Genomic DNA, 20,176 nt, shown 5'->3' on the forward strand with positions numbered 1-20,176 from the left:
CGCACCACGAGCACAATGGGGAACGTGAGCTCGGCTACGTCGATGTGGGGGAGCAGCGGGCTGGCCTATCTGACCGGCCTGCCGGATGGGCCGCCCGACTTCTCCCGCGCGAACGTGCTGACCCACGCCCGGCGGGTGGCCGCGGCCGTGGCCGAGCGCTGGGGCATCACCGTCGATGTCGCGGGCCTGCTGGCCGGGCGGGCCGCCTTGCTGGGCCTGACCCGCGGCGGCCGGGTGTCCGCCGGTGGCGCCACCCGGTTGTTGGGCGCCGCCGACGGCTGGTGTGCGATCACGCTGTCGCGCCCGGACGACGTCGCCGCCGTTCCCGCGCTGGTGCAGACCGATGAGGCTGCCTGCGACCCCTGGCCGACGTTGCGGCGCTGGGCGGCAACGCAACCCCTTTGCGCGATCGTGGAGCGCGCAACGCTGCTCGACATCCCCGCGGCGGGTCTGGGCGAAGCCGCGGCCGCCCCGCCGCGAACACGGCCACGGGGCGGCCGCGGACCGGCGCGCGACATCACGGGGCTGCTGGTCGCCGACCTGTCCTCGATGTGGGCGGGCCCGCTGTGCGGACAGCTGCTGGCCAGTGCCGGGGCGACCGTCGTGAAGGTCGAGCGCCCGGACCGCCCGGACGGTACCCGCGGCGGCAACCGGGCGTTCTTCGACTGGGTGAACGGTCAAAAGCTTTCGTACTGTGTCGATTTCGACGGGCAGGCCGACGAGTTGCGCGAGTTGCTCACCGCCGCCGACGTGGTCATCGAGGGCTCGCGCCCCGCGGCGCTGGCGCGGCGCCGGCTCGGGCCGGACGATGTTCAGCCGGGTCGAGGCCGAATCTGGTTGCGCATCAACGGATATGACGACGCCAGGCCGGCGTTCGGCGATGACGCGGCGGTGGGTGGCGGCCTCGTCGGCGTCGCCGCCGACGGACCGGTGTTCTGCGGTGACGCCATCGCCGATCCGCTGACGGGGCTGGAGGCCATGCGGGCGGTCGCCGAATCACTGGGCCGCGGTGGCGGCGAGCTCATCGAGGTCTCCATGGCCGCCGTCGCCGCCGGTTACGCGGCGCTGCCGACCCAAGCGTCGCTCTCGGACCTGCTCGCCCCGCCCCCGCCGGTTCCGCCGCCGGGCCGCCCGGCGGCGCGGCTGGGCGCCGACAACGCGGCGGTGCGCACAATGGTGGCCGAACGAGGCTGCCCGCCATGCTGATTCGGCGCGCCACGCTGCTGGACGGGACGACCACCGACGTCCGGGTCGGCGAGCAGATCGACGAAATCGGCGATGGCCTGGTCGCCGAGCGCGGCGAGGGCGTGCTCTACGCCGGTGGCGGGGTCGTGCTGCCCGGCCTCCACGACCACCACGTGCACCTGCGATCGGCGGCCTCCGCGCTGGATTCGTTCTTCGTCGGGCCGCCCGGGGTCAGCACCAAAGCCGAACTGACACAGCTGCTGTCGAATGCGACGCCGGGCCCCGACGGGTGGATTCGCGCCGTCGGTTACCACGAGTCGGTGGCCGGCGACCTGAACCGGACCGCCCTCGACGCGATGGTTCGCAGCGTCCCGGTGCGCATCCAGCACCGCAGTGGGGCGCTATGGATCCTCAACTCCGAGGCGCTGGGCCGGGTCGGGCTGGCCGAACATCCCGACGGGCGCCTGCGCAGCGCGGACCACGGCTGGTCGGACCTGCTGACGCGGCGCGAAAGCGACCTCGCGGAACTGAGCCGGCGAATCACCGCGACCGGCGTCACCGGCGTCACCGACGCCACCCCGGACCTCGACGCCGAGGACATGGTGTCGCTGATGGTGGCCCACCGGCGCGGGGAGTTCCGGCCACGGCCGAGTTTCCTGTGTCCGGGCAAGAAGATCCTGCACGACGACCGCCTCGACCTGGACGGGCTGACGGACTGGATCGCCGGTCAGCACGACGCGGGCCGGCCGGTCGCCGTGCACTGCGTGACCGCGGCCCAACTAGTGGTCACCATCGCGGCCCTGCGGGCGGCCGGCAGCCATCCGAGGGATCGCATCGAGCACGCGGCCGTCGTGCCCGACGACAACCTGGCCGACCTCGCCGACCTGGGGGTCACGGTGGTGACGCAGCCCAACTTCGTCGCCGAGCGCGGCGATCACTACCTCGCCGACGTCCCCGCCGCCGAGCATCCTCAGCTGTGGCGGGTCGCCTCTCTCGTGGAGGCGACGGTGCCGGTGGCGCTGTCCACCGACATGCCCTTCGGTCACGGCGACCCCTGGACGGCGATGCGCGCCGCGGTCTACCGCACCACCCTCAGCGGCACCGTCCTCAACGCCAACGAATGTGTCTCTGCCCGAGAGGCTTTGACGATGTTCCTGGGGGAGCCGGAGCGACCGGGACGGGCGCGAACCGTCGCGGTCGGACAGCCGGCCGACCTCTGTGTGCTGAGCGAGCCGCCGGCGACGGCGTTGGCCGAGCTGGACGCCGGCATGGTGGCGGCCACCATCATCGGCGGCGAACTCGTTTACTTCGCGATGTGACCGGCGATCACGGCGCGGCGGCGAGCGCGGAACGCAGAATGCCGCACTGGCTGTCGAAAAACCGCTGCGACACTTGCGCTTTGGGCACGGCCAGGTCGAAGCCGTGGAAGGCGCCCGGAACGGTCTCGACGTGGCACGGCACCCCGGCGGCCGTCAGGCGCTCGGCGTAGGCCAGGTCCTCGTCGTGGAACAAGTCGTGCGTGCCCACCCCGATCCAGGCCGGCGGCAGCCCGCCCAGGTCATCGCGGCGCCCCGGCACGGCCACCTGAGGGTCGGCGTCGCCGAGGTACGCCGCCCAACCGAACTCGTTGCTGCGGTTGTCCCAGAGCCGATAGTGGGACTTGCGGGCGGTGGCCGAGCTGCGGTCGTCGAGCATGGGATAGCTCAGCAGCTGAAATGCCGGGCTCACCTCGGCGCGGTCGCGGGCCAGCAGGGCCAGGGCTGCGGCCAGGCCGCCACCGGCGCTCGCGCCGCCGATGGCCACCCGGTAGCGGTCCACGGAAGGCAAGCCGGCCAGCCACGTCAACGCCGAATAGCAGTCTTCCAACGGGGCGGGATACGGATGTTCGGGCGCCAGGCGGTATTCCACCGACGCGACGGTGGCGCCGAGTCGCCGGCTGAACGCTCTGCAGAGCCGGTCGTCCTGCTCGGCGGTGCCGATCACGTAACCGCCGCCGTGGATCCACAGCAGCGCCGGGGTCGGCTCGACCACGCCGACCGGCCGGAACAGCCGGACGCCGGCCCCAGAACCGAGCGTGATCACCTCGACGTCGCGGGCGGGCTTACCAAGTCGCCCGCGCAAGGCCGTCGCCGCCCGCATGAGCCGCAGGGTCCGGGGGCCGACGAGTCGGCGCGGGGTGAAACGGGCGATCCGCTGCAGGTCAGGGTGAACGTCGGTGTTCGGCACCGCATCAGTATCACCGACGCGGAACGCTCGAGTGGCCTGGTATCAGTGGGATGCGGTGATCCAGATTTCGGGAGGCAACGTGCCAGGAAATGCTTCGCGGTTCGTCGACACCGTGCTCGGCAAGGCCTGTGTGCAGGTCAGCCGCGGGGGGCCGGCCTTCAGCGAAGCGATCGCGGATGAACCATTCCGCGCCCGGGTGCGTTCCCCAGGGCGGTGGATTAGCCGAAGAAATATCGGGGTATCGGTGGAATGCTGGCGAGGGCGGTACGCGCCAGCGTTTCGTCGTCGCAACGTCCCTCACCGGGACCGAGCGTGGACCGCCCGGCCGGGCAGGACGCGAGGGACGTGAATGCTGGGGCATCTCTACGATCGGGCGCTCGGCGGCGAGCGATGTTGGATTCGCCATGACGACGGCGAGCTGCGACCGCTGCCGGCCCACCGCTGGCTGGGCGTGCGATGTCCCGATGACGTGTGTCCCGGTGATGGTTCTGGTGACGCCTTCGACGAAGTCTTCGACGAAGCCGTCACGCAGATGTGCACCGGGCCGACCATCGAATTGGGATGCGGGCCCGGCCGGTTGGTGGCCCGGCTGATTCAGCGGGGGATACCGGCCCTGGGCATCGATCGCTCGGTGGCCGCGATCCGGTTGGCGGGCCGCGGCGGCGCGCCCGTCCTGCTGGGCGACGTGTTCGACCCGCTGCCCGCGATGGGTCTGTGGCAGACGGTATTGCTGGTCGACGGCAACGTCGGCCTCGGCGGCGACCCGCGCCGCATCCTGGGCCGGGCCGCCGAGCTGCTGGCCCGCGGTGGGCACTGCGTGGCCGAGTTCGACGCCGAGAACATCGGCATCCGTTCGCGCTGGGTCCGGCTGGAGTCCGCACGCGAGATCGGGCCCTGGTTTCGGTGGGCGTCGGTCGGCGCGGACAGCGCCGCCGCGCTCGCCGCGCAGGTCGGTCTGACGCTGACCGGTGTCCGCCTGATCGGCGGGCGGGTCATCGCCTGCCTGGCGGCGATGTGAGCGTGTCGCAACAGGCCTCGGACCACCCCGATAGCAAACGCCACGGCGGCCGATAGCAGCCCGTATTTGCGCAGGGCAATCGCACGCCAGGTGTCTTTCAGATCTCGGATGTCGCGTCGACGCAAACGTCAGTTTCGGACCCGGGGCCGGGGGTACGCTGCCCTAACACGACGGCAAGGAGGCCGAGTATGACATCGTGCGCGAAAAAGTTGCTGCGGGCGCGTCCGGGCGACTACGCGCTGGCCTTGAGCGCCGCGGGTGCTTCGCTGCCGGTGGTCGGCAAGCACCTCGAACCGCTCGGTGGCCTCGCCGCGATGGGCATCTGGGGCGCACGGCACGCCCCGGACTTCTTCTCCGGCATGACCAAGCCTCGGCAGCCGTCGGACAGCGAGGAGATTCGCCGCCGGGATCGGGAGAGCACTCGGGACGTGTCCCTGGCGGCCCTCCGGGGGATCGTGTCGGCCGCCGACCTCGAGCTGGAATGGCCCGCGGCGCTACGAACCCCGCCGATTTGGGACGCGATGCGTCAGCGCCGCTACCTCCACCGTCGCGCGGTCCACTACGGGGACCACCCCGCGCAAGTGCTCGACGTCTGGCGCCGCAAGGACCTGCCCGCCCAGCCCGCGCCGGTGCTGATCTTCGTCCCGGGCGGCGCCTGGGTGCACGGCAGGTGCATGGGACAGGGCTCCGCGCTGATGTCCCGGCTGGCCGAGCAGGGTTGGGTCTGCCTGGCGATCGACTACCGCGTCGCCCCGCATCACCGGTGGCCGCGGCACATCATCGACGTCAAGACGGCCATCGCGTGGGCGCGCGCCAACGTCGACAAGTTCGGCGGCGACCGCGATTTCGTCGCGGTGGCGGGTTGTTCGGCCGGCGGGCACCTGTCCGCACTGGCCGGCCTCACCCCCGATGACCCGGGTTACCACGCAAAGCTGCCCGAAGGCGCCAACACCTCGGTGGACGCCGTGGTCGGCATCTACGGTCGCTATGACTGGGAGGACCGCTCGACTCCCGAGCGGGACCGGTTCGTCGACTTCCTGGAGCGGGTCGTGGTCAAACGCAGGATCGACCGTCACCCCGAGGTGTTCCGCGACGCGTCGCCGATGGCGAGGGTGCACCGAAATGCCCCGCCGTTCTTGGTGATTCACGGCAGCAAGGACAGCGTCATCCCCGTCGAACAGGCGCGCAGCTTCGTCGAACGGATGCGGGCGGTCTCGCATTCGATGGTCGGCTACCTGGAGTTGCCCGGGGCGGGCCACGGGTACGACCTCATCGACGGGGAGCGGGCGGGAGCGGCGGCGCACGCGACTTCGCTGTTCCTCAACCAGGTTTATCGCACCAAGACAAACGCGGCCAAAGAGGTTATCTGAACTGCCGCTGCTGAGTATGGTCCCTTTATGGGTAAGGGGCAGCGGTGAAACGGCTGAGCGGGTGGGACGCGGTTCTGCTTTACAGCGAAACGCCGAACGTGCACATGCACACCATCAAAGCCGCTGTGATCGAACTCGATTCAGATCGGCTTGACTTCGGCGTCGAGGCGTTTCGCGAAGTCATCCGCGGCCGGCTGGGCAAGCTCGAGCCATTCTGCTACCAGTTGGTCGAGATTCCCTTCCAGCTTCACCACCCGATGTGGCGGGAGCACTGCGAGGTCGACCTCGACTACCACATTCGCCCGATGCGGTTGCCCGCGCCCGGCGGCCGGCGCGAGCTGGACGACGCCATCGGGCGCATCGCCAGCACTGCGTTGGACCGCAGCCGCCCCCTCTGGGAGATGTACTTCATCGAAGGGCTGGCGAACAACCGGATCGCCGTGGTCGGCAAGATCCACCACGCGCTCGCCGACGGCGTCGCCTCGGCCAACCTGATGGCCCGCGGCATGGACCTGCAGCCCGGGCCGGAGGGCGGCCCGTACATGTCCGACCCGGCGCCCACCGCCCGGCAGCTGATGGGTTCGGCGTTCGCGGATCACCTGCGGCACGTCGGGCGAATCCCCGCGACGGTCCGCTACACCGCGCAGGGGCTGGGCCGGGTCCGGCGCAGCTCACGCAAGTTGTCACCGGAGTTGAGCCGGCCGTTCGAACCGCCACCGACTTTCATGAACCACAAGATCACCGCGGAGCGCCGGTTCGCCACCGCCACCCTGGCGCTGGCCGACGTCAAGGAGACCGGCAAGCGGCTCGGGGCGACGATCAATGACATGGTCCTGGCCATGGCCACCGGTGCCCTGCGCACCTTGTTGCTGCGCTACGACGGCACGGCCGTGCCCCTGCTGGCGTCGGTGCCGATGAGTTTCGACTTCTCGCCCGAGCGGATCTCCGGCAATCGCTTCACCGGCGTGCTGGTGGGCCTGCCGACCGACTCCGACGATCCGCTGGAGCGGGTGCGGTGCACCCACGAGAACGCCATCGCCGCCAAGGAAAGCAACCAGCTGATGGGTCCCGAGCTGGTCAGCCGCTGGGCGGCCTACATGCCGCCCGCGCCGACCCAGGCTTTCTTCCGGTGGGCGTCCGGCCGCGACGGGCACAACAAGATCCTCAACCTGAACATCTCCAACGTGCCCGGCCCACGCGAACGCGGGCGGGTCGGCGGGGCGCTGGTCACCGAGATCTATTCGGTGGGCCCGCTGACCGCCGGTAGCGGCCTCAACATCACCGTGTGGAGCTACGTCGACCAGCTCAACATCTCGGTGCTGTCCGACGGTGCGACGCTCAAGGACCCGCACGAGGTGACCGAGGCCATGGTCGCGGACTTCATCGAAATACGAAGGGCCGCAGGGCTTTCCGAGGAACTCACCGTCGTCGAAGCCGCGATGGCGCCCGCCTGAGGACTGTCCCGGAAACGGGACTCTCGGCTGGTGCCAATGCCGTTTCCGCCGACCGTTACCATCGGTCGGATAAGCAGCCATCCCTACCCTTAAGGAGCTGTGCGGCACGTGAGCACCGTGAGCGAAGAACCCAGCGAACCCGAGGTCCTGGTCGAACAGCGGGATCGGATCCTGATCATCACGATCAACCGGCCGAAGGCCAAGAACGCTGTCAACGCCGCGGTGGCCAACGGCCTGGCCGAGGCCGTCGACCGGCTCGACGGCGACCCGGGTCTTTCGGTGGGCATCCTTACCGGCGCCGGCGGATCGTTCTGCGCGGGCATGGACCTCAAGGCCTTCGCGCGCGGCGAACTCCCCATCGTTCAGGGGCGCGGCATGGGCTTCACCGAACGCCCACCCATCAAACCGCTGATCGCGGCGGTCGAGGGCTACGCCCTGGCCGGCGGCACCGAGTTGGCGCTGGCCACCGACCTGATCGTCGCGTCCAGGGATTCGGCCTTCGGCATCCCCGAGGTCAAGCGCGGGCTGGTCGCAGGTGGCGGCGGTCTGCTGCGCCTGCCGCAGCGCATCCCGTCCGCCATCGCCATGGAGCTTGCGCTCACCGGCGACAACCTGCCGGCCGAGCGCGCCCACAAGCTGGGGCTGGTCAACGTGCTGGCCGAGCCGGGCAAGGCGCTCGACGAGGCCATCGCGCTGGCCGAGAAGATCGCCGCCAACGGGCCGCTCGCGGTGGCCGCCACCAAGCGGATCATCGTCGAGTCGCGCGGCTGGAGCCCCGAGAACATGTTCGCCGAGCAGAACACGATCCTGGGTCCGGTGTTCGCGTCCAACGACGCCAAAGAGGGCGCCATCGCGTTCGCCGAGAAGCGCCCACCGCGCTGGACGGGCAGCTGACGTCGGCCGGACGGGTTACACTGTGACTAAGTTTTGTAAAGGCGTGGGGATCCAGGAAGACCGAGGATGAGCATTTCTTTGCTTCTGGAGATGGCCGCGTCGAGCAATCCCGATCGGACCGCGGTGGTCTCCGGCGACACTCGGCTGACGACGCAGCAGCTCAGCGATCTCGCCGACGGCGGCGCCGGGGTGATCGCTGGGTCGAATGCCCGGCACGTCGCCTACGTGGGCACCGGCGGCGCGATGCTGCCGGTGCTGATCTTCGCCGCCGCGCGCGCCGGGTTGCCGTTCACGCCGATCAATTACCGGCTCTCCGCCGACGGCATCCAGGCGCTCATCGAGCGCCTGCCCGAGCCCGTGGTGATCGTCGACAGCCGCTACCGGGACATGGTCGGCGACGCCGCGGCGCGGCTGATGACCACCGACGAATTCCTGGCGGCCGCCCGCGACAACGAGCCGGCCGCGGAGTTCCCCGACCCGGACTCGGTCGCGATCGTGCTGTTCACCTCGGGCACCACGTCGCAGCCCAAGGCCGTCGAACTGTCGCACAACAACCTGACCAGCTACGTGACCGGCACGGTTGAATTCGAGTCGGCCGCCGAGAGCGACGCCGCACTGATCTGCGTGCCGCCGTATCACATCGCGGGGGTGGGCGCCGCGCTGTCGAACCTGTATGCCGGGCGCAAGATGGTCTATCTGCCGAATTTCGATGCGCAGGAATGGGTTCGGCTGATCAACGCCGAGAACGTGACCACCGCGACCGTGGTGCCCACCATGCTGGATCGCATCGTTGCCGCGCTGGAGGCCGAGGGCCACGAGCTGCCGTCGCTGCGCAACCTGGCCTACGGCGGGTCCAAGGTGGGGCTGCCGCTCGTCCGCCGGGCCCTCGAACTTCTGCCGGGCGTCGGCTTCGTCAACGCCTACGGCCTGACCGAGACGAGCTCGACCATCGCCGTACTCACCCCGGACGACCACCGGGCCGCGCAGGCCGCGGAGGCACCGGAGGTCGCCAGGCGGCTGGCGTCGGTCGGTCAGCCGGTGCCCGGCATCGAGATCGAGATTCGCGACGAGGACGGCAACGTGCTGGGGCCGGGCGAGACCGGCGAGCTGTTCGTCCGCGGCGAGCAGGTCTCCGGACGCTACACCGGGATCGGTTCGGTGCTCGACGAAAACGGCTGGTTCCCAACCAAAGACATCGCCATGCTCGACGAGGACGGCTACCTGTTCATCGGCGGCCGCAGCGACGACACCATCATCCGCGGTGGTGAGAACATCGCGCCCGCCGAGCTCGAAGAGGTGTTGGTGGAGCACCCGCACGTGCGGGACGTCGTCGTGGTCGGTGTCGAGGATCCGCAGTGGGGCCAGGCGATCGTCGCGGTGGTGGTGCCCCGCCCCGGTGCGGAACCGGATCCCGAGGAATTGCGCGAGCATGTCCGGAAAAGCTTGCGCGGGTCGCGAACCCCGGACCGGGTAGTGTTTCGCGACGAGCTGCCCACGACCCCCACCGGCAAGGTACTTCGCCGGGAGATCATCGAGATGCTAGAAGGGCTGAAGGCATGATCAAGAACGGAACCCGCTTGGCCAGCCAGGTGTGTGACACACAGGTGATCGTCGTCAGGAGTGCCGACAGCCTCGACGACTTGCGTTGTGGCGGTGCGCCTATGGTGCCGATTGGCGGCGAGCGTTCGGGCGAATTGGACCCGGCCTTTGCCGACGGCACCGTGATGGGCAAGCGCTACGTCGACGAGACCGGTGCCGAGGTGCTGGTGACCAAGCCGGGCGCCGGGAGCCTAAGCGTCGGAGCGACCGCGCTGCAGCTGAAAGAGGTCAAGCCGCTTCCGGCCAGCGACTGAGGAGTTACTCCCCGATATTATTGCGAAGCACGAATTCCCTTGCCTTGATCAGGAATTCGAGCTGGTCGCCAACCTGACGCAACGGGTCGATGCTGCCGGTCGACCGGGACAGCACGATGGCGCCCTCGAGCGCGGCGATCGACATCACCGCCAGCGAGGCGGCGCACGGCTCGTCGAAGCCGTCGTGGGTGAAGGCCCGGGTCAGCGACGCGCACCAGCGGCCCAGGATGGCGCCGGCCTCGGCGGAAAGCCGGGCATCGTCGTCGTCCGAGCCGATCGCCGCGGCCACCACCGGGCAGCCGGCGGTGAAGCCGCCCTCGGTCAACAGACGCTCCCAGAATTCGACGAACCTGCCCAGCAGCACCCGGGCGCCCTGCTCGGCGGCGTCGTCGATCATCGCGGTGATGGAATCACCGGAATACCGCAGCGCCTCGATCAGAATCTGATTGCGGCCGTCGGGGAAGTGGTAGTAGACCGATCCGCGCGGCGCGCCGCTGCGGGCGAGCACCGCATCGATGGTCACTCCCGCGGCGCCTCGTTCACGCATCACCTCGGCGGCGCTGGCCAGCATTTTTCTGCGCGTGCCGCCGCGCTTCGTCGGGGTGAGCTCCTGCACTGTTTCGCTCGTGGTCGCCACTCTCGTGCCTCCCGTGGCTAACGTCATGCAGCGTGTGAATGCCGCAGTACCGGCCAATGCATGCTGCGTGGGCTGAAGCGGAAATTCCGGCGCTTGAGGTCGGGCATCTCGCGGGTGAATTGATAGCCGCCGATGTTCAGCTCGATGATCCACATGATTCTCTCCCGGCCTGAGTGCAGCCCATGATTATGCTTAGAAGCATATAAGACAGCGGTTTAGTAAGCAAATCTATTCCCTATGTAAGCGCCGAACCACGGGAAATGTCGCCACGCGCCATCGTAAATCGTGTTTGACGTGGGCGTAACAATCAGGTTTCTATGCTATTTTGCATAATTCTGGGGCTGTGGCCCCGGCGCCGGCACCTTCACCGCCACCTTCACCCAGGGCCTGAAACGCCGAACGTGCACCCACCGCGAGGTCGTTTCTCATTCGTCGCGGTGCGTGCACGCTCGCTGCGTACCGGGCGGTCAGCCCTCGATCGTGTGGCCCATCGGCATGAGCACGCTCTTCTGCTGGGTGAAGTGCTCCACACCTTCGGGGCCGTTCTCGCGGCCGATGCCGGAGTTCTTGTAACCCCCGAACGGACAGCAGGGGTCGAACGCATACCAGTTGATCGCGTAGGTGCCGGTACGGATCTTCTCCGAAACCGCGATGCCACGCTCCACGTCGGTGGTCCACACGCTGCCGGCCAGGCCGTACACCGAGTCGTTGGCGATCTTGATCGCGTCCTCCTCGGTGTCGTAGGGAATGATGCTCAGCACGGGCCCGAAGATCTCCTCCTGGGCGATCGTCATCTTGTTGTCGACGTCGGCGAACACCGTGGGCTGCACGAAGAAGCCGCTGTCCAGGCCCTCGGGGCGGCCGCCGCCGCACACCAGCCGCGCGCCCTCCTCGATGCCCTTGGCGATGTAGCCCTCGACCCGCGCGCGCTGCTTCTCCGAGATCAGCGAACCGATCTGGGCGGCCGGGTCCGACGGCAGGCCCACCGGCAGCGCCTGCACGAAAGCGCTTACCGCATCCACGATTTCGTCGTAGCGCGAGCGCGGGGCCAGGATCCGGGTCTGGGCCACGCAGGCCTGCCCGGTGTTCATGATCCCGGAGAACACCAGCATGGGGACCGCGGCCGCCAGGTCGACGTCCTCGAGGACGATGGCCGCAGACTTGCCGCCGAGCTCCAGCGTGCACGGCTTGAGCATGTCCGCGGCGCGCCGGCCGATCTCCTTGCCGACGGCCGAGCTGCCGGTGAATGAGAAGAGGTCGACTCCCGGGTTGGAGGTCAGCGCCTGGCCGGTCTCGATCCCGCCGGGCACCACCGACAGCACCCCCTCGGGCAGCCCCGCCTCGGCGAAGGCCTCCGCCAAAGCGTTTGCGCTCAGCGGCGTTTCGGCGGCCGGCTTGAGCACCACGGTGCAGCCGGCCAGCAGCGCCGGGCCCAGCTTGTTGACCGCCAGGAACAGCGGCACGTTCCACGCGACGATCGCGCCCACCACGCCGATGGGCTCGCGGTAGACGATGCTCTGCCCGTAGCCGCCGGTGCGGACCTCTTTCCACTTGACCTGGTCGGCGGCGGGGCCGGCGAAGAAGTTCAGCGCCCCGATGGAGCTCATCCAGTGCATCGTTTCGACACCCATCGGCGGCTGGCCGGTCTCGGCCGCCAGCAGCTGGGTGAACAGGTCCTTGCGCTCCTCCATCAACTTGAGCGCGTTGGCGATCACGGCCGCGCGCTCCTTGGGCGGCGTCGTGGGCCAGGGTCCGTTGTCGAAGGCGGCGCGGGCAGCGGCCACCGCGGCGTCGACGTCGGCGGGCGCCGCCATCGGCACCTTGCCGACATACTCGCCGGTGGCCGGGCAGCGCACCTCGATCACCTCGTCGGTCGACGGCTCAGTCCACTTACCGCCGATGAAAAGCTTGTCGTATTCCGTCGTTTGGCTCTCGGGCATCTGCGCCGCTCCTCCTCATTGCTTCGCGCCGCATCGTCGCCGGCGCGCATGGCGCCACCCTACCCAAGCGGACGCAAAACGAGAACATGTTTCATTATCGGGGCCGCAGCACCAGCACCAGATTGCTGACCGCGAACTCCCGGAGCAGCGGCACCGAGGTCATCCACCACGCCCATCGGGGGTGGTAGCGGGGGAATGCGGCCACCGCGGCCCCGGTGCTGGCCGCCCACTGCAGGCCGTCGGCCGCCGACACCGCGAACAACGACGACCCGTAGTTGTTTTTCGCCGGATGCCCGTGTTTGCGGGCGTAGCGGGCGGCGGCCCGGGCGCCCCCGAGGTAATGGGTCAGGCCCATCTCGTGCCCCCCGAACGGGCCCAGCCAGACGGTGTAGGAGAGCACGGCCAGCCCTCCCGGCTTGGTCACCCGCAGCATCTCGGCGCCCAGCTGCCACGGCCGCGGCACGTGTTCGGCGACGTTGGACGACAGGCAGATGTCCACCGAGTCGTCGGCGAACGGGAGCGCCATGCCCGAGGCGCGGACGAAGTTCCCGTCCCCGCCTGCGGGCAGGGGTCCCGCCGCGTGCATCTCGCTTGGGTCGGGTTCGACGCCGACGTAGCGGATCCCGGCGTCGGCGAACGCGGCCGAGAAATAGCCGGGACCGCCACCGACGTCGAGCAGGGTGCGGCCGGCGGGGGTCTCGCCGGTCGCGGCCAGCCACAGGTCGCCCACCATCGCCGCGGTATCGGCCGCCAGCGCGCCATAGAACCGGGCCGGCTCCGACTGTTCGAAGCGGAATTCGGACAGCAGCCGCAGCGCGCGGGCCAGGGTCGCCCGCCGCGCGAAGACGTCGGTCACGGCCACCGGCCAACCCTACGCAGCATGGGTGCATCGAGCGGTCCAGGTCAGTGCGGCGAGTGACCGAATAGCCGCCGCCCGCGACGCGCATCGTTGCCGGGCTGGGTCACCGGGATAGGCTGACCGGTGATGTCTGGTCTGCGCTCCGTGCTCCTGCTGTGCTGGCGCGATACCGGACACCCGCAGGGCGGCGGCAGCGAGGCCTACTTGCAGCGCATCGGCGCGCAGCTGGCCGCGTCCGGCATCGATGTCACCCTGCGCACCGCCCGCTACCCCGGGGCCCCTCGCCGCGAAGTGGTCGACGGCGTGCGCATCGACCGCGCCGGCGGCCGGTATTCCGTCTACGTCTGGGCACTACTCGCGATGGCTGCCGCGCGGCTGGGCCTCGGACCCCTGCGGCGGGTACGCCCCGACGTGGTCGTCGACACCCAGAACGGCCTGCCGTTCCTCGCCCGCCTGGTGTACGGCCGGCGGGTCGTCGTGCTGGTGCACCACTGCCACCGCGAGCAGTGGCCGGTGGCCGGCCCAGCGCTCGGCCGGCTCGGCTGGTTCGTCGAGTCGACGCTGTCGCCATGGCTGAACCGGCGCAACCAGTACGTGACGGTGTCGCTGCCGTCGGCGCGCGACCTGGTGGCGCTCGGCGTCGACCACGCGCAGATCGCGGTGGTGCGCAACGGCCTCGACGAAGCCCCCGCGCGCACGCTGTCCGGCCCGCGCGCCGCCACGCCCCGGGTGGTGGTGCTGTCGCGGCTGGTTCCGCACAAGCAGATCGAAGACGCTCTCGAGGCCGTCGCGCAGCTCCGGCCGCGGATACCGGGTCTGCACCTCGACATCGTCGGCGACGGCTGGTGGCGACAGCGGCTCGTCGACCACGTCCATCGGCTCGGCATCTCCGATGCGGTGACGTTTCACGGCCACGTCGACGATGTGACCAAACACCATGTGCTGCAAAGCTCTTGGGTGCAGCTGCTGCCGTCGCGCAAGGAGGGCTGGGGCCTGGCGGTCGTCGAGGCGGCCCAGCATCGGGTCCCGACCATCGGCTACCGGTCCTCGGGCGGCCTGTCGGATTCGATCGTCGACGAGGTGACCGGGATCTTGGTGGACTCCCACGCCGAACTGGTGGATCGTCTCGAACAGGTGCTCTCCGACCCCGTTCTGCGCGACCAACTCGGCGCCAAGGCGCACACCCGAAGCGGTGAATTCTCTTGGCGGCAAAGCGCCGACGCCATGCGCGCGGTCCTGGAGGCCATGCGGGCCGGCCACCCGGTCAGCGGCGTGGTGTAAGCCCCGGCGCCGCGAGGCTCAATCCATGGCGGGGTTTGTCGGCGTGGCGCCGCCGTTGTTCAGCGGAGCGGCCGCCGCGCGGCGGCGCCAGGCGCCGACAGCCGCGCCGGCGCCGCCCACCATCAGCGCCGCCAGCCACGCCAGATGGGCGATCAGCGTCGCCGTGCGAGCGGTGGCGGACACCCCGGCGGTGTGGCCGCCCATGCGATAGAGCGCAAGGTTGTCGTCGCGGTAGACCGGCGTCAGCGCATCCAGGGTGCGGGCGGATGCCCCCATGTCGCCGGCGGTGTCCGATTCCACGACCAGCCAACCCACCCCGGCCGGGGCCAGGGCGGACGGATCGGGCCCGTCCAGCAGCAACTGCTGCACCGCGCGGGCCCGGGCGCCCTCGCCCGGGATGACGGTCCCCGAGATGACCAGGTCGCCCGTGCTCAGGACGTCGGCGCGCACCCAGCGGGGCAACGGATCCAGCACCGGCGCCCGACCCGACCAGGAGTACAGCCGCATGGTGCCGGCCGGCATCACCGCCACCGTCGCGGGCTGGCCGTTGATCGCGGCGGCCACCGCAGTCCACCCGCGCGGGTACTGCACCGGCGACACCTGGCCCCATACCCCCCAGGCGAGGTCGGGCAGCGCGAAGATCAGCGCGAGACAGCAGACCGGGGCCGTCAGGGCCGGCCACACCCACCGGCTCAGCGCCAACACCGCGCCCGCACCCGACAGCGCGTAGCCCGGCACGGCCAGCGCCACCCACTTCTGCCCGTCGCGCAGGACGCCGAATCCGGGCGCGGCGTCAACCACTGCGCCCAGCAAATGCAGTCCCGGGCCGGTCGCCAGCCCGGCCGGAACCAGCACGGCCACCGCCGCCAACACGAGCAGCGGTCGCACCGCGGGGCGGCGAACCACCGTCGGCATTCCGACCGCCACCACGCCCAGCAACACCATGGCCGACGCCACGGCGAACAGGGTGGTCCGCGAGATCGGCACCGCCTCGCCGTTCCAGATCCCGCCCAGGCTGGCCAGGCTGGCGAGTGTGCCCAGACCCGGCTCGGCGCGCGGCGCGAACGCGGCCACCCCCAACGTGTTCGCCGCCGTGTGGGAGGTCAGCGACGAGCCCAGTACCGACGCGGTCAGCCAGGGCAGCGCCGCCACCAGCGCGGCGCCCAGCGTCGCCGCGGCGCACACCCGGCGGGACCGGCCCGCGCCGGGTACGGCTACGCACACCAGCCCGACCGTCGCGGCGAGCAGCAGACCGGTCGGCGTCAGCCCGGCCAGCGCGATCCAAAAGGCCAACCCGAACAACGAACCGGAGGCCGTCCGCAGCTTTAGCATCGCCGCCGCAACCCAGGGCAAACAGCCGTAGCCGACCAGGAGGCTCCAGTGGCCCTGAAGTAGCCGCTCGGCGACATACGGGTTCCAGATCGCCAGCGTGGTGGCGACGAGCTGGCCGGCCACGCCCGCGTCGGGCAGCGCCGTCGCGACCAGTTGGGCCGCGCCCCATCCCGCGAGCCAGAGCCCCAGAACGAGGAGCGCCTTCACCACGACGCCGCCGTCCAGCACGTGCGAGGCCAGCGCCACCGCGAAGTCTTGCGGTGTCGCCCGCGGCGCCGACGTCAAGCCCAGCGCGGTGTCGGACACATACGAGCGCGGCGTGGACACCGCGTCGCGCAGCAGCAGGTAACCGGGCTTGAGCAGCGGCCCGACCACCAGCAGCGCCAAGACCAACGCGTATCCGGGTCGGGTCCAGCGCACCTGGCGGGCTACTCCCGTTCGGGCGGACTGGCGGGCTCGGGCGGCCCCGAGTCGGGCGGCTCATCGGAGCCGAGGGTGGGCGCGTCCGCGCCGGGATCGTCGCGCGAGCCGGGGCGCTGCGTGGGCAGCTTCTCGGTCTCGGCCTCGGCGCCGGGCACCGGCTCCTCGAGCCCGGTGCGGCCGAAGAAGTCCTGGTCACCCCGGTCCAGGCCGGGATCGGTCAACGCGCTCTCGGTCCGCAGGCTGAACGAGGCGAGCAGGCCGCCACCGACCAGCGCGATCAAACCGACCGCGGTGAAGGTGATCGGCAGCACCCGCGACCACAGCGACAGCCGGTCGCGCTCGTCGCGGGCGGCGTTGACCTGCGATTCGACGGTGTCCTGGTTGGAGGTGACCTTGTAGTCGGCCAGCGTCAGCTCCGGCTTGAGCGGGTCGCGGGCGAAGTAGTGGTTGGCGTGCTCGGTCTCCTTGACGATGGTGCCCGACACGGGGTCCACCCAGAAGGTCCGCTGCGCCGCGTAGTAGCGCGTCATGGTGATCTGCTCGTTCGGATCACCGCCCTGCACGCCCCACATCGACGCGGAGGTGGTCTGCTTGGCGTCCTCGTTGCCGGCCAACAGCGATGGGTACGCCACGGGCGCCACCAGCTTGCCGTCGCCGTTGTAGCCGATGTTCTGAGTGAACTTGTAGGTGGTCAGGCCGTTGACGTCTTCTTGGGTGTCGTAGTTGACGTCGAACGGCTTCTGCGCGATCGGATCGAAGTAGGGGTACGTCTTCTTCTCGGTGTGGAAGGGGAACCGGTAGGACAACCCGTCGTGCCGCAGGGGCATCGCGGTGGGTGGGTTCTCGTCGTTGACGGCGCGCGGCTTCTGGACCGAGCCGCCTGTGTGGGCGTCGTCGGAGACGGCCATCGCGGTCTTGCGGTTGAGGGTGACGGTGTCGACGATCGCCAGCAGCAGCCCGCTGTCCTTCTGCTTGTCGGTGCGCCGCACCGAGGTTCCGACCTGCAGCGTGACCACGTCGGCGTTGGCGGGCGACTCGACGCTGACCTGCTGCTGGGAAACCAGGGGGACGTTCTGGTTGACGACGACGTGATCGGTCGACAGGGATGCGGAGTCCAGCGCGGTTCCGGTGCCGTCGCTGATCAGCGTGGTGTCGATGTTGAGCGGGACCTTAGTGATCCTGCTGGTGGTGTACGTCGATAACAGCAGCGCGGCGATCAGCAGGGCGGCCCCGAGACCGATGATCCCGCATGCGGCGAACCGCAACATGACTGCTCGGTTCACGTTGCTGTGCCCTCCTAGTGCTCTCTTGCGCCGTCAGCCGCGACCCACCCCGACCTGAGCAAGCACCGAGGCAAACCCGTTTGACCCTAACAGCAGAACGTAAGGCCCCGGCTTACGAACCTGTCGCTATCGCGCGGGTGCTTCGGGTGTACCCATTCGTTCTCCCAACCCATCAGATGCAGACTGTGGGGGTGACCGATGGCCGGCAGGTGGGCGGGACGCGCAGCTTCCTGCCCGCCGTGGAGGGGATGCGCGCCTGCGCGGCCATGGGCGTGGTCGTCACGCACGTCGCGTTCCAGACCGGGCACTCCAGCGGTGTCACCGGGCGGCTGTTCGGCCGCTTCGATCTGGCCGTCGCGGTGTTCTTCGCATTGTCGGGCTTCCTGTTGTGGCGCGGCCACGCCGCGGCGGCACGCGGCCTGAGACCGAGCCCCCGCACCGGCCACTATCTGCGCTCTCGCGTGGTTCGCATCATGCCCGCCTATTTGGCGGCGGTCGTCGTGATTTTGTCGCTGCTGCCCGACGCGGACCACGCCAGCCCGACCGTGTGGCTGGCCAACCTGACCCTCTTCCAGATCTATGTGCCGCTCACCCTGACCGGCGGGCTGACCCAGATGTGGAGCCTTTCGGTCGAGGTCAGCTTCTATCTGGCGTTGCCGATTCTGGCGTTGCTGGCCCGGCGGCTGCCGGTCGGCGCGCGGGTGCCGGCGATCGCTGCGCTGGCGGCGCTGAGCTGGGCCTGGGGTTGGGTGCCTTTCCATTCCGGGGCCGGCACCAACCCGCTCAACTGGCCGCCGGCGTTCTTCTCCTGGTTCGCCGCGGGCATGCTGCTGGCCGAATGGGTCCACAGCCCGGTCGGCCTGCCGCACCGGTGGGCACGCCGGCGGGTGCCGATGGCCGTCGTCGCCGTGCTGGCCTACCTGCTTGCGGCCTCCCCGCTGGCCGGCCCGGAGGGCCTTATTCCGGGCACCGCCACCCAGTTCGCGGTCAAGACGGCGGCGGGCGCAGTCGTGGCGTTCGCGCTCGTCGCCCCGCTGGTGCTGGACCGGGTCGACACCGGTCACCGACTGCTCGGCAGCACAGTCATGGTGACGCTGGGACGGTGGTCCTACGGCCTGTTCGTGTGGCACCTGGCCGCGCTGGCCATGGTGTTCCCGGTGCTGGGGACGTTCGCGTTCACCGGCCGGATGCCCTCGGTGCTGGTGCTGACGCTGATCTTCGGGTGGGCGATCGCGGCGGTCAGCTACGGGCTGGTCGAGTCGCCCTGCCGGGAAGCGTTGCGGCGCTGGGAGAAACGTGAGAGGCCGGCCGAAACCGACGAAGTCGCCGACGCCGAGGCGGACGCTATCGCGCCCTAGCCGGTGCGGTCCATCCACTCCTCGAGCGTGTCCGCCGACGGCAGGCAGATGGCCCGCTCGATCTTTTGGAACAGATCGGCCCCGTACTCGACGGTCGATCGGATGAGATTGCCCAACCCCTCGACGTGGATGCCGTCGGTCAGCAGGTACGCGTTCTCCCCGACCACGCTCACCTGGCTCGGCTGGGCGGTCTCGCGCACAAACGCCTTGGGCCAATGGGTTTCGCGATTCCAGTCGTTGACCAGTTCCATCAGCCGCGGTCGCTCGGTCGCGGCATAGTGCCCGGCGGGGCTGATCGAGATCTCGAAGATGTCCCGCCGCAGACCGTTGATCCGCAGGTTCACGTGCAACCTGCCGCGCTCGTAGCTGGGCAGCATCATGAACTCCTCGCCGTCACCGCTGCGGAAGAAGCGCAACTCACGCGATCGCAGGTAACGGTCGATCAGCTCCGTGCTCAGCGGTTCGATCTGCATCGCCCGATGATGGGGCCGCGTGCTTGGAGGATTCTTGGTGTGCGTCAGGCCGGCTCGCCGGCCTGCAGGTCTGCGTGGACGGACTCGAGGGTATGGGGCACCTTGTAGCCCGCCACGGGTCATGCAGAACGCCTGCACGCCAACCGGATCCAGGACCGAGCCGTCGGCCGTGTGCCCCAGCGTGTTCGCGATCTCGGCGAGGTAGACGTAGCAGCTGCTGACCCGACGGTCCTCAAAAAGCAGAATTGGCGGGCGGGGGGTATACGGCTTCGGGAGGTAGAAGTTCCAGGGGGTACTCGTTTCGCGAGAGGACGAGCATGTCTGCAGGCTTGGAGATATCTACATAGTGGTGGCCTTCGGGAATTCCAGAACCGATCATCGAGTCCAGCAATACCGTGATTTCTTCCGCCTTGGTGGCATCGAGCCGCCAGACCACGAGACCTTCATGGAACTCAACCTCAGCTGCGCCGGGTTCGATGAAAAACTGGTGAATCGTCGCACCGTGGTCCAGTTGAGCCGAACCATGCTGCGCCGCCTGGGTCACAGCGGCCCGCACTTCACTTACCCCGGCGTCGTCCATGGCCAACAAC

General features: G+C 69.6%; 17 protein-coding genes and 2 pseudogenes. 10 read left to right on the top strand and 9 right to left on the bottom strand.

Features of this window, described 5'->3' with window-relative positions; translation table 11 throughout:
- Positions 1-15: 15 nt before the first annotated feature.
- Positions 16-1,206: a CoA transferase gene (locus tag A5773_RS11160; RefSeq protein WP_066947130.1), complete on the top strand. Its 1,191-nt coding sequence runs from the start codon at positions 16-18 to the stop codon at positions 1,204-1,206.
- Complete coding sequence (locus A5773_RS11165) at positions 1,200-2,504, top strand: amidohydrolase family protein (RefSeq protein ID WP_066947147.1); 1,305 nt, start codon at positions 1,200-1,202, stop codon at positions 2,502-2,504. The genes A5773_RS11160 and A5773_RS11165 overlap by 7 nt, the downstream gene beginning before the upstream one ends.
- 7 nt (positions 2,505-2,511) lie before the next feature.
- Here the strand turns inward: A5773_RS11165 and A5773_RS11170 are convergent, their stop codons facing one another.
- Entirely contained in the window at positions 2,512-3,411 is a 900-nt protein-coding gene (locus A5773_RS11170) for an alpha/beta hydrolase (RefSeq protein ID WP_066947152.1), read from the bottom strand.
- A 349-nt stretch (positions 3,412-3,760) separates the two neighbouring features.
- On the opposite strand from A5773_RS11170, the gene A5773_RS11175 reads away from it, so the two are divergent.
- The 6 genes from A5773_RS11175 to A5773_RS11200 all read left to right on the top strand — a co-directional run bounded on the left by A5773_RS11175 (position 3,761) and on the right by A5773_RS11200 (position 10,000).
- A complete protein-coding gene (locus tag A5773_RS11175; protein WP_066947155.1) occupies positions 3,761-4,429 on the top strand; it encodes an SAM-dependent methyltransferase in 669 nt (222 codons plus the stop codon).
- Positions 4,430-4,617: 188 nt separating this feature from the next.
- Positions 4,618-5,799, top strand: coding sequence for an alpha/beta hydrolase (locus A5773_RS11180; protein ID WP_066947158.1), 1,182 nt, complete (start codon positions 4,618-4,620; stop codon positions 5,797-5,799).
- A 44-nt stretch (positions 5,800-5,843) separates the two neighbouring features.
- The gene (locus A5773_RS11185) at positions 5,844-7,253 is read left to right on the top strand and encodes a wax ester/triacylglycerol synthase family O-acyltransferase (protein WP_066947162.1); all 1,410 of its coding nucleotides are present in this window, start codon (positions 5,844-5,846) and stop codon (positions 7,251-7,253) included.
- Positions 7,254-7,370: 117 nt separating this feature from the next.
- On the top strand, positions 7,371-8,147 hold the full coding sequence (locus A5773_RS11190) for a crotonase/enoyl-CoA hydratase family protein (protein WP_066947648.1): 777 nt from the start codon (positions 7,371-7,373) through the stop codon (positions 8,145-8,147).
- 66 nt (positions 8,148-8,213) lie between these two features.
- On the top strand, positions 8,214-9,707 hold the full coding sequence (locus A5773_RS11195) for a class I adenylate-forming enzyme family protein (protein WP_066947166.1): 1,494 nt from the start codon (positions 8,214-8,216) through the stop codon (positions 9,705-9,707).
- Entirely contained in the window at positions 9,704-10,000 is a 297-nt protein-coding gene (locus A5773_RS11200; protein ID WP_066947170.1) for a hypothetical protein, read from the top strand. Before A5773_RS11195 ends, A5773_RS11200 begins: the two co-directional genes overlap by 4 nt.
- Positions 10,001-10,004: 4 nt before the next feature.
- On the opposite strand, the gene A5773_RS11205 is transcribed toward A5773_RS11200, so the two are convergent.
- The 4 genes from A5773_RS11205 to A5773_RS11215 form a co-directional block, all read right to left on the bottom strand.
- Positions 10,005-10,571, bottom strand: coding sequence for a TetR/AcrR family transcriptional regulator (locus A5773_RS11205; RefSeq protein ID WP_066947651.1), 567 nt, complete (start codon positions 10,569-10,571; stop codon positions 10,005-10,007).
- Between the two features lie 89 nt (positions 10,572-10,660).
- Positions 10,661-10,792, bottom strand: coding sequence for a hypothetical protein (locus A5773_RS26655; protein ID WP_255360740.1), 132 nt, complete (start codon positions 10,790-10,792; stop codon positions 10,661-10,663).
- A gap of 312 nt (positions 10,793-11,104) precedes the next feature.
- A complete protein-coding gene (locus A5773_RS11210) occupies positions 11,105-12,577 on the bottom strand; it encodes an aldehyde dehydrogenase (RefSeq protein ID WP_066947175.1) in 1,473 nt (490 codons plus the stop codon).
- 94 nt (positions 12,578-12,671) lie between these two features.
- Positions 12,672-13,439, bottom strand: coding sequence for a class I SAM-dependent methyltransferase (locus tag A5773_RS11215; protein WP_066947181.1), 768 nt, complete (start codon positions 13,437-13,439; stop codon positions 12,672-12,674).
- A gap of 123 nt (positions 13,440-13,562) precedes the next feature.
- Here A5773_RS11215 and A5773_RS11220 point away from each other — a divergent pair, with 123 nt between their 5' ends.
- Positions 13,563-14,717, top strand: coding sequence for a glycosyltransferase family 4 protein (locus A5773_RS11220; RefSeq protein ID WP_067264325.1), 1,155 nt, complete (start codon positions 13,563-13,565; stop codon positions 14,715-14,717).
- Between the two features lie 18 nt (positions 14,718-14,735).
- Here the strand turns inward: A5773_RS11220 and A5773_RS11225 are convergent, their stop codons facing one another.
- Together A5773_RS11225 and A5773_RS11230 are read right to left on the bottom strand one after the other, a co-directional pair.
- Complete coding sequence (locus A5773_RS11225; RefSeq protein WP_067790926.1) at positions 14,736-16,469, bottom strand: hypothetical protein; 1,734 nt, start codon at positions 16,467-16,469, stop codon at positions 14,736-14,738.
- 8 nt (positions 16,470-16,477) lie between these two features.
- Entirely contained in the window at positions 16,478-17,755 is a 1,278-nt protein-coding gene (locus A5773_RS11230; protein ID WP_197505447.1) for a DUF3068 domain-containing protein, read from the bottom strand.
- Positions 17,756-17,909: 154 nt separating this feature from the next.
- Between A5773_RS11230 and A5773_RS11235 the strand changes: the two are divergent.
- A pseudogene (locus A5773_RS11235) lies at positions 17,910-19,113 on the top strand (acyltransferase family protein).
- Here A5773_RS11235 and A5773_RS11240 read toward each other — a convergent pair.
- Both A5773_RS11240 and A5773_RS11245 read right to left on the bottom strand, forming a co-directional pair.
- Complete coding sequence (locus tag A5773_RS11240) at positions 19,110-19,586, bottom strand: YbjN domain-containing protein (protein WP_066947191.1); 477 nt, start codon at positions 19,584-19,586, stop codon at positions 19,110-19,112. The pseudogene A5773_RS11235 and the gene A5773_RS11240 overlap by 4 nt on opposite strands.
- 232 nt (positions 19,587-19,818) lie before the next feature.
- Positions 19,819-20,176 (bottom strand): annotated as a pseudogene (locus A5773_RS11245) (hypothetical protein); the annotation flags it as partial.

The organism is Mycobacterium sp. 852014-52450_SCH5900713, assembly GCF_001667075.1.
Lineage (GTDB): Bacteria > Actinomycetota > Actinomycetes > Mycobacteriales > Mycobacteriaceae > Mycobacterium.

Excerpts from the sequence above, each read along its gene's own strand:
- A5773_RS11205 (WP_066947651.1), bottom strand. The coding sequence starts at position 10,571 with ATGCTGGCCAGCGCCGCCGAGGTGATGCGTGAACGAGGCGCCGCGGGA.
- A5773_RS11210 (WP_066947175.1), bottom strand. The coding sequence starts at position 12,577 with ATGCCCGAGAGCCAAACGACGGAATACGACAAGCTTTTCATCGGCGGT.
- A5773_RS11220 (WP_067264325.1), top strand. The coding sequence starts at position 13,563 with ATGTCTGGTCTGCGCTCCGTGCTCCTGCTGTGCTGGCGCGATACCGGA.
- A5773_RS11175 (WP_066947155.1), top strand. The coding sequence starts at position 3,761 with ATGCTGGGGCATCTCTACGATCGGGCGCTCGGCGGCGAGCGATGTTGG.
- A5773_RS26655 (WP_255360740.1), bottom strand. The coding sequence starts at position 10,792 with ATGTGGATCATCGAGCTGAACATCGGCGGCTATCAATTCACCCGCGAG.
- A5773_RS11180 (WP_066947158.1), top strand. The coding sequence starts at position 4,618 with ATGACATCGTGCGCGAAAAAGTTGCTGCGGGCGCGTCCGGGCGACTAC.
- A5773_RS11165 (WP_066947147.1), top strand. The coding sequence starts at position 1,200 with ATGCTGATTCGGCGCGCCACGCTGCTGGACGGGACGACCACCGACGTC.
- A5773_RS11200 (WP_066947170.1), top strand. The coding sequence starts at position 9,704 with ATGATCAAGAACGGAACCCGCTTGGCCAGCCAGGTGTGTGACACACAG.
- A5773_RS11195 (WP_066947166.1), top strand. The coding sequence starts at position 8,214 with ATGAGCATTTCTTTGCTTCTGGAGATGGCCGCGTCGAGCAATCCCGAT.
- A5773_RS11240 (WP_066947191.1), bottom strand. The coding sequence starts at position 19,586 with ATGCAGATCGAACCGCTGAGCACGGAGCTGATCGACCGTTACCTGCGA.
- A5773_RS11160 (WP_066947130.1), top strand. The coding sequence starts at position 16 with ATGGGGAACGTGAGCTCGGCTACGTCGATGTGGGGGAGCAGCGGGCTG.